16 protein-coding genes are annotated in these 15,256 nt (G+C 58.6%); 10 read left to right on the top strand and 6 right to left on the bottom strand.

Features of this window, described 5'->3' with window-relative positions; all coding sequences use genetic code 11:
- Positions 1-167: 167 nt before the first annotated feature.
- Complete coding sequence (locus AFK66_RS02240; RefSeq protein WP_007774520.1) at positions 168-1,064, top strand: SDR family oxidoreductase; 897 nt, start codon at positions 168-170, stop codon at positions 1,062-1,064.
- A 67-nt stretch (positions 1,065-1,131) separates the two neighbouring features.
- Here AFK66_RS02240 and exbD read toward each other — a convergent pair whose 3' ends face one another.
- Together exbD and exbB are read right to left on the bottom strand one after the other, a co-directional pair.
- On the bottom strand, positions 1,132-1,557 hold the full coding sequence (exbD, locus tag AFK66_RS02235) for a TonB system transport protein ExbD (protein ID WP_007774519.1): 426 nt from the start codon (positions 1,555-1,557) through the stop codon (positions 1,132-1,134).
- Between the two features lie 4 nt (positions 1,558-1,561).
- Entirely contained in the window at positions 1,562-2,296 is a 735-nt protein-coding gene (exbB, locus tag AFK66_RS02230; protein ID WP_007774518.1) for a tol-pal system-associated acyl-CoA thioesterase, read from the bottom strand.
- 249 nt (positions 2,297-2,545) lie between these two features.
- Here exbB and metC point away from each other — a divergent pair, with 249 nt between their 5' ends.
- Both metC and yghB read left to right on the top strand, forming a co-directional pair.
- Complete coding sequence (gene metC / locus AFK66_RS02225; protein WP_032968147.1) at positions 2,546-3,733, top strand: cystathionine beta-lyase; 1,188 nt, start codon at positions 2,546-2,548, stop codon at positions 3,731-3,733.
- A gap of 118 nt (positions 3,734-3,851) precedes the next feature.
- Positions 3,852-4,505, top strand: coding sequence for a DedA family general envelope maintenance protein YghB (gene yghB / locus AFK66_RS02220; RefSeq protein ID WP_007774515.1), 654 nt, complete (start codon positions 3,852-3,854; stop codon positions 4,503-4,505).
- Between the two features lie 28 nt (positions 4,506-4,533).
- Here yghB and AFK66_RS02215 read toward each other — a convergent pair whose 3' ends face one another.
- On the bottom strand, positions 4,534-5,427 hold the full coding sequence (locus AFK66_RS02215; RefSeq protein ID WP_023897974.1) for an AraC family transcriptional regulator: 894 nt from the start codon (positions 5,425-5,427) through the stop codon (positions 4,534-4,536).
- Positions 5,428-5,617: 190 nt separating this feature from the next.
- On the opposite strand from AFK66_RS02215, the gene yqhD reads away from it, so the two are divergent.
- The 3 genes from yqhD to AFK66_RS02200 all read left to right on the top strand — a co-directional run bounded on the left by yqhD (position 5,618) and on the right by AFK66_RS02200 (position 8,300).
- Positions 5,618-6,781: an alcohol dehydrogenase gene (gene yqhD, locus AFK66_RS02210; RefSeq protein ID WP_007774513.1), complete on the top strand. Its 1,164-nt coding sequence runs from the start codon at positions 5,618-5,620 to the stop codon at positions 6,779-6,781.
- 105 nt (positions 6,782-6,886) lie between these two features.
- On the top strand, positions 6,887-7,714 hold the full coding sequence (dkgA, locus tag AFK66_RS02205) for a 2,5-didehydrogluconate reductase DkgA (RefSeq protein ID WP_007774512.1): 828 nt from the start codon (positions 6,887-6,889) through the stop codon (positions 7,712-7,714).
- A 76-nt stretch (positions 7,715-7,790) separates the two neighbouring features.
- The gene (locus AFK66_RS02200; protein ID WP_007774511.1) at positions 7,791-8,300 is read left to right on the top strand and encodes a DUF3828 domain-containing protein; all 510 of its coding nucleotides are present in this window, start codon (positions 7,791-7,793) and stop codon (positions 8,298-8,300) included.
- 59 nt (positions 8,301-8,359) lie between these two features.
- Here AFK66_RS02200 and AFK66_RS02195 read toward each other — a convergent pair whose 3' ends face one another.
- The gene (locus AFK66_RS02195) at positions 8,360-8,662 is read right to left on the bottom strand and encodes a putative quinol monooxygenase (protein ID WP_004386042.1); all 303 of its coding nucleotides are present in this window, start codon (positions 8,660-8,662) and stop codon (positions 8,360-8,362) included.
- 58 nt (positions 8,663-8,720) lie between these two features.
- Positions 8,721-9,356: a glutaredoxin 2 gene (grxB, locus tag AFK66_RS02190; RefSeq protein ID WP_032983363.1), complete on the bottom strand. Its 636-nt coding sequence runs from the start codon at positions 9,354-9,356 to the stop codon at positions 8,721-8,723.
- 188 nt (positions 9,357-9,544) lie between these two features.
- On the opposite strand from grxB, the gene AFK66_RS02185 reads away from it, so the two are divergent.
- The 4 genes from AFK66_RS02185 to treC all read left to right on the top strand — a co-directional run bounded on the left by AFK66_RS02185 (position 9,545) and on the right by treC (position 14,632).
- Positions 9,545-10,162 carry a TetR/AcrR family transcriptional regulator gene (locus tag AFK66_RS02185; protein WP_007774505.1) on the top strand — a complete coding sequence of 206 codons (618 nt, stop codon included), beginning with the start codon at positions 9,545-9,547 and terminating at the stop codon, positions 10,160-10,162.
- Between the two features lie 247 nt (positions 10,163-10,409).
- Positions 10,410-11,357, top strand: a complete 948-nt coding sequence (treR, locus tag AFK66_RS02180) for a trehalose operon repressor TreR (RefSeq protein WP_007774503.1) — start codon at positions 10,410-10,412, stop codon at positions 11,355-11,357.
- 134 nt (positions 11,358-11,491) lie between these two features.
- Positions 11,492-12,910 carry a PTS trehalose transporter subunit IIBC gene (gene treB, locus AFK66_RS02175; RefSeq protein WP_004386038.1) on the top strand — a complete coding sequence of 473 codons (1,419 nt, stop codon included), beginning with the start codon at positions 11,492-11,494 and terminating at the stop codon, positions 12,908-12,910.
- 60 nt (positions 12,911-12,970) lie between these two features.
- A complete protein-coding gene (gene treC, locus AFK66_RS02170; RefSeq protein ID WP_023897968.1) occupies positions 12,971-14,632 on the top strand; it encodes an alpha,alpha-phosphotrehalase in 1,662 nt (553 codons plus the stop codon).
- Positions 14,633-14,641: 9 nt separating this feature from the next.
- Here the strand turns inward: treC and AFK66_RS02165 are convergent, their stop codons facing one another.
- Positions 14,642-15,172, bottom strand: coding sequence for an NAD(P)H-dependent oxidoreductase (locus tag AFK66_RS02165; protein ID WP_023897967.1), 531 nt, complete (start codon positions 15,170-15,172; stop codon positions 14,642-14,644).
- Between the last annotated feature and the right edge of the window lie 84 nt (positions 15,173-15,256).

Raw genomic sequence — 15,256 nt, 5'->3', positions numbered from 1 at the left:
TGCTGCTCCGTCGGTGACTGGCCTGGGTTGCACGCTGTTCATTATTGCAGCAGGCACACGGAAAGGAGAACCGGACCGCGCCGGAAATACAGAAAATCCTGATAATTTCCGCCAGTGCAGCATGAGGCACTACCCTTAGAGGACGCTTTGATAACGAGGAGGAACTTATGGCGATCGACCAGAACAAGATCCAGGACCCGACGACCCAGTACTTCACCGGGGAATATCCAAAGCAGAAACAGCCTGCGCCAGGCATTCAGGCCAAAATGGAGCCGGTGCCGGACTGTGGTGAGAAAAGCTACAAGGGTAGCGGCCGCCTTCAGGATCGTAAGGCACTGGTGACAGGGGGCGATTCCGGTATTGGTCGCGCTGCCGCCATTGCTTACGCGCGAGAAGGCGCGGACGTCGTGCTGAACTACCTCCCGGAGGAGCAGCAGGACGCCGAAGAAGTGAAGGCGCTGATTGAAGAGGCGGGCCGCAAAGCGGTGCTGATCCCAGGCGATCTGACCGACGAGAAATTCGCCCGCGATCTGGTACACCGCGCCATTCAGGAACTGGGCGGGCTGGATATTATGGCGCTGGTGGCCGGTAAGCAGACCGCCGTTGAGGATATCGCGAATCTCACCAGCGAGCAGTTCCAGAAAACCTATGCGACCAACGTGTTCGCGCTGTTCTGGATAACTCAGGAGGCGCTGCCGCACCTGAAACCGGGTGCCAGCATTATCACGACGTCGTCCATTCAGGCGTATCAGCCAAGCCCGCATCTGCTGGATTACGCGTCCACCAAAGCCGCTATCCTCAATTACAGCCGTGGGCTTGCCAAACAGGTGGCGGAAAAAGGCATTCGCGTGAATATCGTCGCCCCAGGCCCTATCTGGACGCCGCTGCAAATCTGCGGTGGCCAGCCGCAGGAGAAAATCCCGCAGTTCGGCCAGCAGACGCCGCTTAAACGCGCAGGCCAGCCGGCAGAACTGGCGCCGATTTACGTCTATCTGGCAAGCCAGGAATCGAGCTATGTCACCGCCGAAGTTCACGGTGTCACCGGCGGCGAGCACCTGAGCTAATCTCCCCTTCGGACAATAAAAAAGCGCGGCTTATGCCGCGCTTTTTCTTTGGCTGAAGGCGTAAGCGTTACTTCGCCTTCGTCACTTCCTGCCCGACCAGGCCGATTTTCAGATAGCCCGCCTGATGCAGCGTGTCCATCACGTTCATCATGGTTTCGTAGTCGACGGTTTTATCCGCGCGGAAGAAAATCGTGGTGTCTTTCTTGCCGCCGGTCTGGACGTCGAGCGCGCTAATCATCGAATCACGCGTCACCGGATCGTTGCCGATAAACATCGTTTTATCCGCCTTCACCGACAGATAGACCGGTTTTTCCGGACGCGGCTGCGGCTGGCTGGACGCGGCCGGCAGATTCACCTTCACATCGACCGTCGCAAGCGGTGCCGCCACCATAAAGATAATCAGCAGCACCAGCATCACGTCGATAAACGGCGTGACGTTAATTTCGTGCATTTCGCCGTTATCATCGAGATTTTCGTTAAAACGCATCGCCATAGGATTAACCTAAACGCAGTTTTTGAGCGGTACGCACCGGCTGCGCCTGGGCGCTCGCCTCGAGATCCAGATCGCGGCTTTGCAGCAGCAGTACCTGGGCTGCCACATCGCCAAGCGTGGCTTTATAGCTGCCGATAGTGCGCGCGAAGATGTTATAGATAACCACCGCCGGGATAGCGGCGACAAGACCAATGGCCGTCGCGAGCAGCGCTTCGGCGATACCCGGTGCCACCACCGCGAGGTTAGTGGTCTGCGACTGCGCGATGCCGATAAAGCTGTTCATGATGCCCCACACGGTGCCGAACAGACCCACAAACGGCGAAATCGCGCCGATGGTCGCGAGATAACCGTTGCCGCGCCCCATGTGACGCCCTGCCGCCGCCACGCGACGCTCAAGACGAAAACCGGTGCGCTCTTTAATGCCTTCGTTATCTTCGCTACCTGCCGAAAGCTCGCGCTCATTCTGCGCTTCTTCGATAAGGCGCGCGCTCAGGCTTTTCGGGCCGAAACGTTCGGCCATTTCACGCGCGTCGTCCAGCGTGCGGGCACCAGCCAGCTCCTGCTGTTCGCGCTTAAGGCGGCGTTTGTGGCCGGACAGCTCAACGCTTTTACTGAAGAAAATCGCCCAGGTCACGACGGACGCCAGAATGAGGCCAATCATGACGATTTTCACCACGATGTCGGCATGCTGATACATGCCCCAGACGGAAAGATCCGTCTGCATCAAATTATTTCCCACTGTGCATCTCCAGGACGAAAGTCACAAAACTGCTCACAATGATATCAAAATGACATCGAATTGATAGTAGTTCTCATTAGTATTTGCATGGTGCGCCAGCGCGAAATTTTTTTCTTTGCGCTCAGACAGGAAAGGCGTTCAGATGACGTTTTTTCATCTTTAAGGCCAGAACGAAAACAGCGCGAGGCGATGGCGATTTTCCGTGGTAACGTAGTTTTAGACATCCAGACGTTCAGACAGGGGAAATCCATGACCGACAAACACATTGAGACGGCGCTGGTACAGGCCGGGCGCGCAAAACGTTACACGCAAGGCTCGGTGAACAGCGTGATTCAGCGTGCCTCATCGCTGGTGTTTGACAGCGTGGACGCGAAAAAGCAGGCCACCGCCGGGCGCGCGCAGGGCGAACTGTTTTATGGTCGACGCGGCACGCTGACGCATTTTTCGCTTCAGGAGGCGATGTGCGAGCTGGAAGGCGGCGCGGGTTGCGCGCTGTTCCCGTGCGGCGCGGCGGCGGTCGCCAACACGATTCTGGCGTTTGTCGAACAGGGCGATCATGTGCTGGTGACTAACAGCGCGTATGAGCCGACCCAGGATTTCTGCACCAAAATTCTCACTAAGTTTGGCGTCACCACCACCTGGTTCGACCCGCTGGCGGGTGATGACATCGCAAAGCACCTTCAGCCGAACACCAAAGTGGTGTTTCTGGAATCGCCTGGCTCCATCACGATGGAAGTACACGACGTGCCCGCGATCGTCGCGGCAGTACGCCGCACCGCGCCGGATGCCATTATCATGATGGACAACACCTGGTCGGCGGGCATTCTTTTTAAGGCGCTCGATTTCGGCGTCGATATCTCGATCCAGGCAGGCACCAAATATCTGGTCGGGCATTCGGACGCGATGATAGGCACCGCGGTTGCCAACGCCCGCTGCTGGGATACGCTTCGCGAGAACGCTTATCTGATGGGCCAGATGGCGGACGCCGATTCCGCCTATGTCACCAGCCGCGGCCTGCGCACGCTGGCGGTGCGCCTGCGCCAGCATCATGAAAGCGGCCTGCGCGTGGCGCAGTGGCTGGCGGCGCACCCGCAGGTGGCGCGCGTCAATCACCCGGCACTGCCGGGCAGCAAAGGCCATGAATTCTGGAAACGCGATTTCAGCGGGGCCAGCGGCCTCTTCTCTTTTATTCTCGACAAACGCCTTAGCGACGCGGAACTGGCGCATTATCTCGATAATTTCGCGCATTTCAGCATGGCCTATTCCTGGGGCGGCTATGAATCGCTGATCCTCGCCAACCAGCCGGAAGAGCTTGCTGAAATCCGCCCGGCGGGCGGCGTGGACTTCACCGGCACGCTGGTGCGCCTGCATATCGGGCTGGAAAATGTGGAAGATTTAATCGCCGATCTGGACGCGGCCTTCCGTCGTATCGCCTGAAGTGAAAAAAAAACCGCGTTATCCCAGGAAAAGAGAGGGTTTGTTGAACCTGTAGTGCAGATGTAACGGCCCATTTAGAGGTACAATAAGGCAATTCCGCTGTTCCACAGGATCTCCCATGGCTGTTATCCAGGATATTATCGCTGCGCTCTGGCATCACGATTTTGCCGCGCTGGCGGACCCGCATGTCGTTGGCGTTGTCTGGTGCGTGATGTTTGCCACGCTGTTTTTAGAAAACGGTCTGCTGCCGGCGTCGTTTCTGCCGGGCGACAGCCTGCTGCTGCTGGCGGGCGCGATGATAGCGCAGGGCGTGATGGACTTTGTGCCGACGCTTGTGATCCTCACGAGTGCAGCCAGCCTCGGCTGCTGGCTGAGCTACGTCCAGGGAAGATGGCTCGGCAATACCCGCGTCGTGCGCGGCTGGCTCGCGCAGCTACCGGCGAAATACCATCACCGCGCCACCTGCATGTTCGATCGCCACGGCCTGCTGGCGCTGCTGACCGGCCGTTTCCTGGCGTTTGTACGCACGCTGCTGCCGACGATGGCAGGCATCTCAGGGCTGTCTAACCGTCGTTTCCAGATCTTCAACTGGCTGAGCGCCGTGATTTGGGTCGGCGTGGTGACCGGCTTTGGCTATGCGCTCAGCATGATCCCGTTTGTGAAACGCCATGAAGATCAGGTGATGACCTTCCTGATGATCCTGCCCATCGCGCTGCTGGTCATCGGCCTGCTTGGCGCGCTGTTGGTGGTATTAAAGAAAAAAGCGCAGTAAGTCTTTCCGGGCGGAGCGCAAACTCCGCTCACGACAGCGCGCGCAGGCGCGCGGCATCCTCTCCCGGCGTTACCCCGAAATAGCGTTTAAATTCACGGCTGAACTGCGACGCGCTCTCATACCCCACCTGCATCGCCGCTGCGCTGGCCTTCATGCCGTTATGCGCCATCAGCAGCCGCGCCTTCTGCAACCGCCAGGTTTTCAGGTATTGCAGCGGCGACGTGCTGGTCACCGCTTTGAAATTATGGTGAAACGCCGAGACGCTCATGTTGGCTTCCGCCGCCAGTTGCTCGACCGTCAGGCTTTCGGCGTAGCGGGTTTCGATGCGCCTTATCGCACGGCTTATCAGACTGAAATGCGTCTGGCGGCTTACCAGCGCCATCAGCGCCCCGCCGCCCGGCCCTTTCAGCACGTGGTAGAGAATTTCACGCACAATCTGTTTGCCAAGAATGCGCGCATCCAGCGGCTGCTCTAACACCTCCAGCAACCGCTCGACGGCGCAGAGAATGTCATCGGTCAGCACGCCGGAATTAATCCCGCAGGAACAGGAAGCAGGCCGGAAATGGTCATCCTCGCCAATCTCCATCACCAGCGCCTGCAGCTGTAGTAAATCGATATTAATGCGGATGCCCGCGAGCGGTTCTTCCGCGGTGGCGAAGGTTTCGCACTCAAACGGCAGCGGCACCGTCAGCAGCAGATATTCACGCGGATCGTAACGGAAAACCTTATCGTTGAGATAACCCGTTTTATGGCCGGAAAAGAGAAATATGATGCCGGGCTGGTAAATCACCGGCGTGCGCGCGCCGGGCGTGGTGCCGTACAGCAGGCGGATCTCCGGCGGCAAAAAGCTCAGCGTTTTTTCTTTCTCTTTTAAGCGTTTAATCTCTTCGGTGATATTCCGACATATTGCATCGCGGTTCATTAGCTGCGGCTCCCGGTCGCTCTTTCATCCGGCTGCCAGTGTGCGCAAAAAATGCGTTTTCCTCCAGAGGTAAAGAGAAATGGGCAAGAGAAAGGCAGGAATGAGCATTGAGGCTGTACGCCCCCGCGCCGAGAATAGTCGTCAACCCTGCACGCCTGATGCGTGACGTTTATTCCAGAAGGAGTTTTCGATGAACAACTTTAACCTCCATAACCCGACCCATATCGCCTTTGGTAAAGGCGCCATCAGCGAACTGCGCGCGCTCATTCCGGCAGACAGCCGCGTGCTGGTGACTTACGGCGGCGGCAGCGTTAAAAAAACCGGCGTGCTCGATCAGGTTTACAGCGCCCTGAACGGCCTCGACGTGCTGGAGTTCGGCGGCATCGAACCCAACCCGTCTTACGAGACGCTGATGAACGCCGTTGATCTGGTGCGTAAAGAAAAAGTGACATTTTTACTGGCTGTCGGCGGCGGTTCTGTTCTTGATGGCACGAAATTCATCGCGGCCGCCGCGCACTATCCGTCCTCGCGCGATCCGTGGCATATCCTCGAAACCCGCGGTAGCGAAATCACCAGCGCCATCCCGATGGGCTCCGTCCTGACGCTGCCTGCGACCGGCTCGGAATCCAACAAAGGCGCGGTAGTTTCGCGCCGCGCTACCGGCGACAAACAGGCGTTCCACTCCGCGCATGTTCAGCCGCGCTTCGCCATTCTCGACCCGGTTTACACCTACACCCTGCCGCCGCGCCAGGTGGCGAACGGCGTGGTGGACGCTTTTGTTCACACCGTCGAGCAGTACGTCACGTATCCGGTGAACGCTAAAATTCAGGACCGCTTCGCGGAAGGCATTCTGCTGACGCTTATCGAAGAAGGCCCGAAAGCGCTGAAAGAGCCGGAAAACTACGACGTGCGCGCCAACCTGATGTGGGCCGCGACCCAGGCGCTGAACGGCCTTATCGGCGCGGGCGTGCCGCAGGACTGGGCGACGCATATGCTCGGCCATGAACTGACCGCGATGCACGGCCTGGATCACGCCCAGACGCTGGCGGTTGTGCTGCCGGCACTCTGGAACGAGAAGCGCAATGAGAAGCGCGCCAAACTGCTGCAATACGCAGAGCGCGTCTGGAATATCACCGAAGGCAGCGACGATGAGCGCATCGACGCCGCGATTGCCGCCACCCGCCGCTTCTTTGAAACCATGGTCACCCCAACCCGCCTGAGCGATTACGGTCTGGACGGCAGCACTATTCCGGCGCTGCTGGCGAAGCTTGAAGAGCACGGTCTCACCGCGCTTGGCGAGCACAACGATATTACGCTCGACGTCAGCCGCCGCATTTACGAAGCCGCCCGCTAAGCTTTTTGCCGGCAAACTTTCGTTTTTGGCTATTTCGACCAGACTTAACTCACTGACTTGCGCCGGGGCAGCTTGCCCCGGTGTGTTAGCTCAAAAGGAGGAAATATGGCAAATCCAGGCGTAATTAAGCTGCATGACGGCAACCTGATGCCCCAGCTCGGCCTCGGCGTATGGCAGGCGACGAACGAAGATGTCGTCACCGCGATTCATAAGGCGCTGGAGGTGGGCTACCGCTCCATCGATACCGCAGCGGCCTATAAGAATGAACAAGGCGTGGGCGACGCGCTGAAAAGCGCGGGCGTTGCGCGCGATGAGTTATTCATCACCACCAAACTCTGGAACGACGATCAGAAGCGTCCGCGCGAGGCGCTGGAAGAGAGCCTTGAAAAGCTGCAACTCGACTATGTGGATCTCTACCTGATGCACTGGCCGGTGCCGGCTATCGACCGCTATGTCGAGGCCTGGAAAGGCATGATTGAGCTCCAGCAGGAAGGACTCATCAAGAGCATCGGCGTGTGTAATTTTAACGTTGAGCACCTGCAACGCATCATCGACGAAACGGGCGTAACGCCGGTGATTAACCAGATTGAGCTGCATCCGCTGCTGCAACAGCGCCAGCTGCACGCCTGGAACGCCACGCACAAGATCCAGACGGAGTCCTGGAGCCCACTGGCGCAGGGCGGCGAAGGCGTATTTGATCAGAAAATTATTCGCGAGCTGGCGGATAAATATGGCAAAACCCCGGCGCAGATTGTGATTCGCTGGCACCTCGACAGCGGCCTGGTCGTTATCCCGAAATCCGTCACCCCGACGCGCATCGCGGAAAACTTTAACGTCTGGGATTTCCGTCTGGATAAAGACGAACTGAGTGAAATCGCGAAACTCGACCAGGGCAAACGTCTCGGCCCGGATCCAGAACAGTTCGGCGGTTAATCGCGCCAGTTGGCGGCAAAAAGAAAAAACAGCATACTACGCAGGCCTGTTTACGGACGTTTGAGGATCAGTTCCGATGAAGCACCGCTTAGCGTTAGTTATGCTGTTTTTTTCCGCCAGCACGCTGGCGCAGGGGAATGCACAGACCCCCACCCAATTTCTGAAATCGCTCTACCAGAGCTATGCCAAAGGCAATGAACCGGTGGATTTTGCAAGCAAAGGCGAGCAGCAGATCCTCTCCGATCGACTGCTAAGCCTGGTGGAAGAAGATACCCGTCTCTCCGGCGGTGAAGTCGGCTTTCTCGATTACGATCCCATTTGCTATTGCCAGGACTGGGACGATCTGGCCGTGGATAAGATAAACGTCACTAACAGCGACGCGACACACGCCAACGCCACCATTACTTTCCGCCCGTTCCGCAGCTCACCGGATGCCACCACCCAGAGTTTCGCGCTGATTAACGAGAAAGGCCGCTGGCGCATCGATGACATCATGAACGGCAACGGCAGCCTCTATAAATCGTTGCAGGAGAGCGGCCAGCAGCTGCGCGCCGATAGCACGAACAACGATACCGTCTCTCCCTGAGACCTTCGTAATAAAAAACGGCTTGCCACTGGCAAGCCGTTTTTGTGTCTGCGGCCGCGTTACTTCGCCGGGCCGCCCGCGAGTTTATCGAGCATCATCACGCTGGACGTTTCGATGTACTTCGGCAGCTCCGAGAAGAGATGAATGATGTGCGCCGACTGTAAATGCTTTTGCAGCAGTTCGCGGCTTTCCCACTCTTCCGTCCAGACAAAACGGCGCGGATTTTCCGTGTCGCGGTTGAGCTGATACACGATACAGCCCTCTTCGGCATGCGTTTTTTCGATGACGCCGCGAAACAGCTGCTCAAGCGTCTCTTCCTTGCCAGGTTTACTGACGAAAATAGCTACTACCGGAACGGTCATGTTGTACTCCTGCAATCATATTTACCAGGACAAGCGGCGCGCCTTCTGCCCGTCGCGTTTATTTCGCCTGGGCGCTTAACAGCGCCACCCCTGTCTGTGCCGACACGCGCTCGATATACGCGCTCACCTGCGGGCCGAACGCCGCGCCTTTGACAATCGTGAGCGAGCGCAGCAGCGGGAAGAGAATAAAATCGGTGGTATCGATGGCGTGCCGTCCGGCCACCAGCGGCTCCAGCGCGTTCAGTTCTGAATTCACCTGCGCCAGCAGCGCTGGCGTCTGCGCGCGCAGCGCGGCTAAATCGCCAAACGCTTTCTCTTCACGCGCGGTATAGGCGCGACGCGCCTCCGGGGTCGCCAGCTCGGCGAAATCGCCCTCGGTAAAACGCGGGATAGCCAGATTAAACAGCGGGGTCGATACCGACTCGCACCACTGTTTAATCGCTTCATCTACCGGCGCGTCGGCCACGCGCGGCTGTGCAAGCCCATCCATGTAGCGCACGATATCCATGCTCTCCGGCATATACGTGCCGTCGTCTTTTTCGAGAATTGGTACAACTTTGCGCCCGACCATGCGGGTCGGGGTCTCGGCGTCGCCTTCCATAATGACGCACACCTCAACCGGCAGCTTTTTCAGGCCGAAAATCATCAGGGCGCGGACACAGAACGGGCAGTGCTCGTAGATATGCAGCTTCATGCAATTCTCCATGGAAGGCGCGGCGACCATCTGTTATCGCTCGCAAAAAAGACTACTGATGAGTAACCTTACTCGATAGTAACATAACGCGTTTGCGTGACAAGCGCGACGAAAACGCCTGGTGCGATACCTTTGCCGTCTGGCTTGCAGTAAGCTTACGCCGTTCACGTGACCCAGGGAGAGAGGATTTGCAGACTGACGCTGACCACCCGGAAAGCCGGAAACCGAAACGGGGCATCGCCACCCGCCGTCGCCTGTTGAAACATGCCTGCGCCGAGTTCGCGCGGCTTGGCTATCACAGCACCAAAGTCAGCAATATCGTTAAAGCGAGCGGTCTGAGCCAACCCACGTTTTATCTCTATTTCGCCAGTAAAGAAGCCGCTTATGAAGAGCTGGTGAGCGAGTTTCGCCTGCGCCTGGAGCGGCTCACCGAAACGCTGCTGATCCGCGACCGTATCGAAGGCGAAGCGCTGGTGAAAAGCGTGCAGAATAGCTTTCTCAAACTGCTGAATTTTCTTGCCGAAGACAAAGCGCTGACCGAAATCGGCTTCTTTCAGCCGCCAGGCTGCACGCAGACCAAAGCGACGCTGGTCAACGCTATCGCCAGTAATATCGCCAGTGAGCAGACGCTCGGCCTGTTTCGCAGCGATATCGACGCGCTGCATATGGCGCGCTGCTGCGTGGGCATGATAGACCAGATGGCGCGCGTCCCGGCGGATGAGGCAGTCCCGGAGGCGCTGGCGCTCGGCTGTGCGCAGCTCTTGTGCGAGGGCATCTGGTTACGTCGCCAGCATCACGACGTCTGACGCTTTTCCCGCCGCCTGCGCCCGGTGACTCGCGCCAGGCGCACAAATCCGCAGCACAATGATTGATAAGCCAAAAATCATCGGCGAAGATACCTTCCGACGCTTCGCTTTGTGACGTCAGGCACAATGGTTGGCTATATACGCGCTAAAGCGCCCCTGAACCAGATTATGCCCATTGCGCCGCACGCACGGGGCATTACCTTTACGCATTATCGCTTTTACAGACCGCCAGCCAGAGGAATGGACGATGCAACACCGCCTCACCATTAAAGACATTGCGCGCTTAAGCGGCGTGGGGAAATCCACCGTGTCGCGCGTGCTCAATAACGAGAGCGGCGTCAGCGAACGCACCCGCGAAAAGGTCGAGGCGGTGATGCGCCAGCAAGGCTTCTCCCCTTCCCGCTCGGCGCGCGCGATGCGCGGACAGAGCGATAAAGTCGTCGCGATTATCGTCACCCGTCTGGATTCACTCTCGGAAAACCTGGCGGTACAGACCATTCTGCCCGCGCTGTATGAACAGGGTTACGATCCCATCATGCTGGAGAGCCGTTTTTCGCCGGCGCTGGTGCAGGAGCATTTAGGCGTGCTGAGCCGCCGCCATATCGACGGTGTGATTTTGTTCGGCTTTAGCGGCATCAGCGAGGCGATGACCGCCGCCTGGCAAAAATCGCTGGTGTTGATGGCGCGCGACGCGGCGGGCTTCGCGTCGGTCTGCTACGAGGATGACGGCGCGATACGGCTCTTAATGCAGCGCCTGTATGACAACGGTCACCGCCACATCAGCTTTCTCGGCGTGCCGCACAGCGATATCACGACCGGCAAGCGACGCCATGAGGCGTATCTTCATTTCTGTAAACAGCACGCGTTAACGCCCCGCGACACCCTGCCAGGGCTTGCCATGAAACAGGGTTATGAACACGCCGCCGATGTACTGGACGCAGAAACCACCGCGCTGGTCTGCGCCACCGATACCCTTGCCATCGGCGCCAGTAAATATCTCCAGCAGCGTGGCGGCGCGCCGGTACAGCTTGCAAGCGTCGGCAACACGCCGCTGCTCAAATTCCTGCACCCTGAAGCGATCGCGGTCGATCCCGGTTATGGTGAAGCCGGGCGCGCGGCGGCGAAACAGCTTATCGATCAGATAACCGGCCGCGCCGATCCGCGCCAGATAGTGATCCCCGCCCGTCTCGGCTAAGCGCCTTCCCTGCAAGTTTATTGTGATCGAGCTCTGTTTTCGGGAACGTTCCCGTTCACGCCATCCCGGTTAAAAGTTACTCTGCGCCCCAGGCCATCCGCGCCTCGTACCTACCTCTGCGACAGGGCTTCATCATGAGCAAAGTAAACCAACAGGATATCGATAAGCTGATAACCCTCGTGGGCGGCCGCGAGAATATCGCGACCGTCAGCCACTGCATTACCCGTCTGCGTTTTGTACTGAATCAGCCATCTAAAGCCGATCCGAAAGCGATTGAAGAGCTGCCGATGGTGAAAGGCTGCTTTACCAACGCCGGACAGTTTCAGGTGGTGATTGGCACCAATGTCGGCGATTACTACCAGGCGCTGATCGCCACCAGCGGCCACAGCGCCGCCAGTAAAGAGCAGGCGAAACTCGCCGCGCGCCAGAACATGAAATGGCATGAGCGGCTTATCTCCCACTTCGCCGAAATTTTCTTCCCGCTGCTGCCCGCGCTGATTAGCGGCGGCCTGATCCTCGGCTTTCGCAATGTGATTGGCGATGTGCCAATGCATGACGGTAAAACCCTGGCGCAGATGTTCCCGTCGCTTAAAACCATCTACGACTTTTTATGGCTTATCGGCGAGGCCATCTTCTTCTATCTGCCGGTCGGGATCTGCTGGTCGGCGGTGCGCAAAATGGGCGGCACGCCGATCCTCGGGATCGTGCTTGGCGTAACGCTGGTTTCTCCGCAGTTGATGAACGCCTATCTGCTCGGCCAGCAAACGCCGGAAGTGTGGGATTTCGGGCTGTTTACCATCGCCAAAGTGGGCTATCAGGCGCAGGTGATCCCGGCGCTGCTGGCGGGTCTGGCGCTCGGCATGATTGAAATTCGCTTAAAACGCCTGGTGCCGGATTATCTCTATCTGGTGGTGGTGCCGGTCTGCTCATTGCTGCTCGCGGTATTCCTGGCGCACGCGTTTATCGGCCCGTTCGGCCGTCTTATCGGCGACGGCGTGGCGTTCGGCGTGCGTCACCTGATGACCGGCAGCTTCGCGCCCATCGGCGCCGCGCTCTTTGGCTTCCTCTACGCGCCGCTAGTCATCACCGGCGTCCATCAGACCACGCTTGCGGTGGATATGCAGATGATCCAGAGCATGGGCGGCACCCCGGTGTGGCCGCTGATTGCGCTGTCGAACATCGCCCAGGGTTCGGCGGTAGTGGGCATTATCATGACCAGCCGCAAACACAACGAGCGCGAAATCTCCGTACCGGCGGCTATCTCGGCGTATCTCGGCGTGACCGAACCCGCCATGTACGGCATCAACATGAAATACCGCTTCCCGATGCTCTGCGGCATGGTGGGTTCCAGCATCGCGGCGCTGCTGTGCGGGCTGAGCGGCGTAGTGGCGAACGGCATCGGTGTCGGCGGCCTGCCCGCCATTCTCTCCATCCAGCCGGATTACTGGCAGGTGTACGGCATGGCGATGCTGGTGGCGATCATTGTTCCTTTCATCCTGACCGCCTTTCTCTACAAGCGAAAATCCCGCCAGGGAACGCTATTAGTCGTCTAACTTTTAGGGTAGTGCGGGGAGCGTTTCGGCGCTCCCCTTTAGCAACAGCAGGAACGCGTTATGAATAACACTCTGCCGTGGTGGCAAAACGGGGTGATTTACCAGATTTACCCGAAGAGTTTCCAGGATACGTCCGGCAACGGCACAGGCGATCTGGCGGGCGTCACCCGACGTCTCGATTATCTGCAAAAACTTGGCGTGGACGCCATCTGGCTGACGCCCTTCTATCTCTCTCCGCAAGTCGATAACGGTTATGACGTGGCGAACTATACCGCCATCGATCCGGCCTATGGCACGCTGGAGGAGTTCGACGCGCTGGTGGCGGACGCCCATGCCCGCGGTATCCGGGTGATTCTGGACATGGTGTTTAACCACACCTCAACGCAGCACGCCTGGTTTCATGACGCGCTGACCCGCGAGAGCGCGCACCGCGAATTTTACATCTGGCGCGACGGCACGCCGGAAGAAGCGCCTAACAACTGGCGCTCCAAATTTGGCGGCAGCGCCTGGCGCTGGCACGCCGAGAGCGGCCAGTATTACCTGCACCTCTTTGCGCCCGAACAGGCGGATCTCAACTGGGAAAACCCGCAGGTGCGCGCCGAGGTGAAAAAGGTCTGCGAATTCTGGGCCGATCGCGGCGTGGACGGCCTGCGTCTCGATGTGATCAACCTGATTTCAAAAGATCAGGATTTCCCGTCAGACGATCGCGGCGACGGGCGGCGTTTTTACACCGACGGGCCGCGCATTCACGACTATTTGCAGGAGCTGAGCCGCGATGTGTTTCAGCCGCGCGGGCTGATGACGGTGGGCGAAATGTCCTCCACGACGCTTGAGAACTGCCAGCGCTACGCCGCGCTGGAGGGTCACGAGCTCTCGATGACGTTTAACTTTCATCACCTGAAAGTGGATTACCCGGACGGGCAGAAGTGGACGCTCGCCGCCCCCGATTTCGTGGCGCTGAAAGCGATTTTCAACCACTGGCAGCAGGGGATGCATGGTGTGGCCTGGAACGCGCTGTTCTGGTGTAACCACGATCAGCCGCGTATCGTCTCGCGCTTCGGCGATGAGGGCGCGCTGCGCGTACCGGCGGCGAAAATGCTCGCGATGGTGCTGCACGGCATGCAAGGCACGCCCTATATCTACCAGGGCGAAGAGCTGGGGATGACCAACCCGCACTTCACGCGCATCATCGATTACCGGGACGTGGAGAGCCACAATATGTTTGCCGAGCGGCGCGCGCAGGGGCAAAGCCCGGAGACGCTGCTCGCGATCCTCGCCAGCAAATCACGCGATAACAGCCGCACGCCGATGCAGTGGGACGACAGCGACAACGGGGGCTTTACCACCGGCACGCCGTGGATCGGGCTTTGCGATAATTACCGTGAGATCAACGCCGCGCGCGCGCTTAACGATCCAGACTCCGTGTTTTACGCCTATCAGAAACTCATCAGGCTGCGTAAGGCGCACCCGATTTTCACCTGGGGCGACTATCACGACCTGCTGGCGGCGCATCCTTACCTGTGGTGCTATCGCCGTGAATGGCAAGGGCAGACGCTGGTGGTGATGGCGAATCTGTCGCGCGAAGCGCACTGGTGTACGCCGGGCGATTTTAGCGGCGCGTGGCAGGTGCTGATGAGCAACTACCCCGACGCCGCACCCCGCCCCGGCGAAATGAACCTGCGTCCGTTCGAAGCCGTAATATGGCTTCAGGGGAACGCGTAACCCGACGGGTTAACGCACCAGCGCGTTAACCCGGCTCAGCCACTGCGCGACGCCGGCGTCGAGATCGGCATCGCTCAGCACGTGCGTGCCCTGAATCAGCGCTGGCGGCTGCCAGATCATGCCGGTCATGTTGGCCATCGCGTGAAACGGCAGCCAGAACTCGTCTATCGGGTAGCGGTTATAGCCCTGTGGCGAATAAGCCTCTGCGCTGCCGCCGGTCGAAACCATCAGCATAAACGGTTTGCCGTGCAGGCGGTCGCCGCCGGTGCCGTAGGCAAAACCGTGCTCAAGCACCTGATCCTGCCACTCTTTTAAAATCGCGGGCGAGCTGTACCACCAGAACGGAAACAGCATCACCACCGCATCATGCGTCAGCAGCAGCGCCTGTTCGCGCTTCACGTCGATATTAAAGTCAGGGTATTCGCGCATCAGCTCATGTACCGTCACCTGCGGCAATGCTTTCAGCGCCTCGATAGCCGCGCGGTTGACGCGGGAATCATCCGGGTAACGGTGCCCGGCCAGAACCAGAACTTTTTTCATTTTTACTCTCCTCAACGATGTGGTTGAGGTAATGTTGGCATGTACAAAGGTTAACCTGTAGTGCGGTTCCGTGCATATCTGTTT

Origin of the sequence: Cronobacter malonaticus LMG 23826 (genome assembly GCF_001277215.2) — a bacterium.
Lineage (GTDB): Bacteria > Pseudomonadota > Gammaproteobacteria > Enterobacterales > Enterobacteriaceae > Cronobacter > Cronobacter malonaticus.
This window is presented reverse-complemented; position numbering and strand designations above follow the sequence as displayed.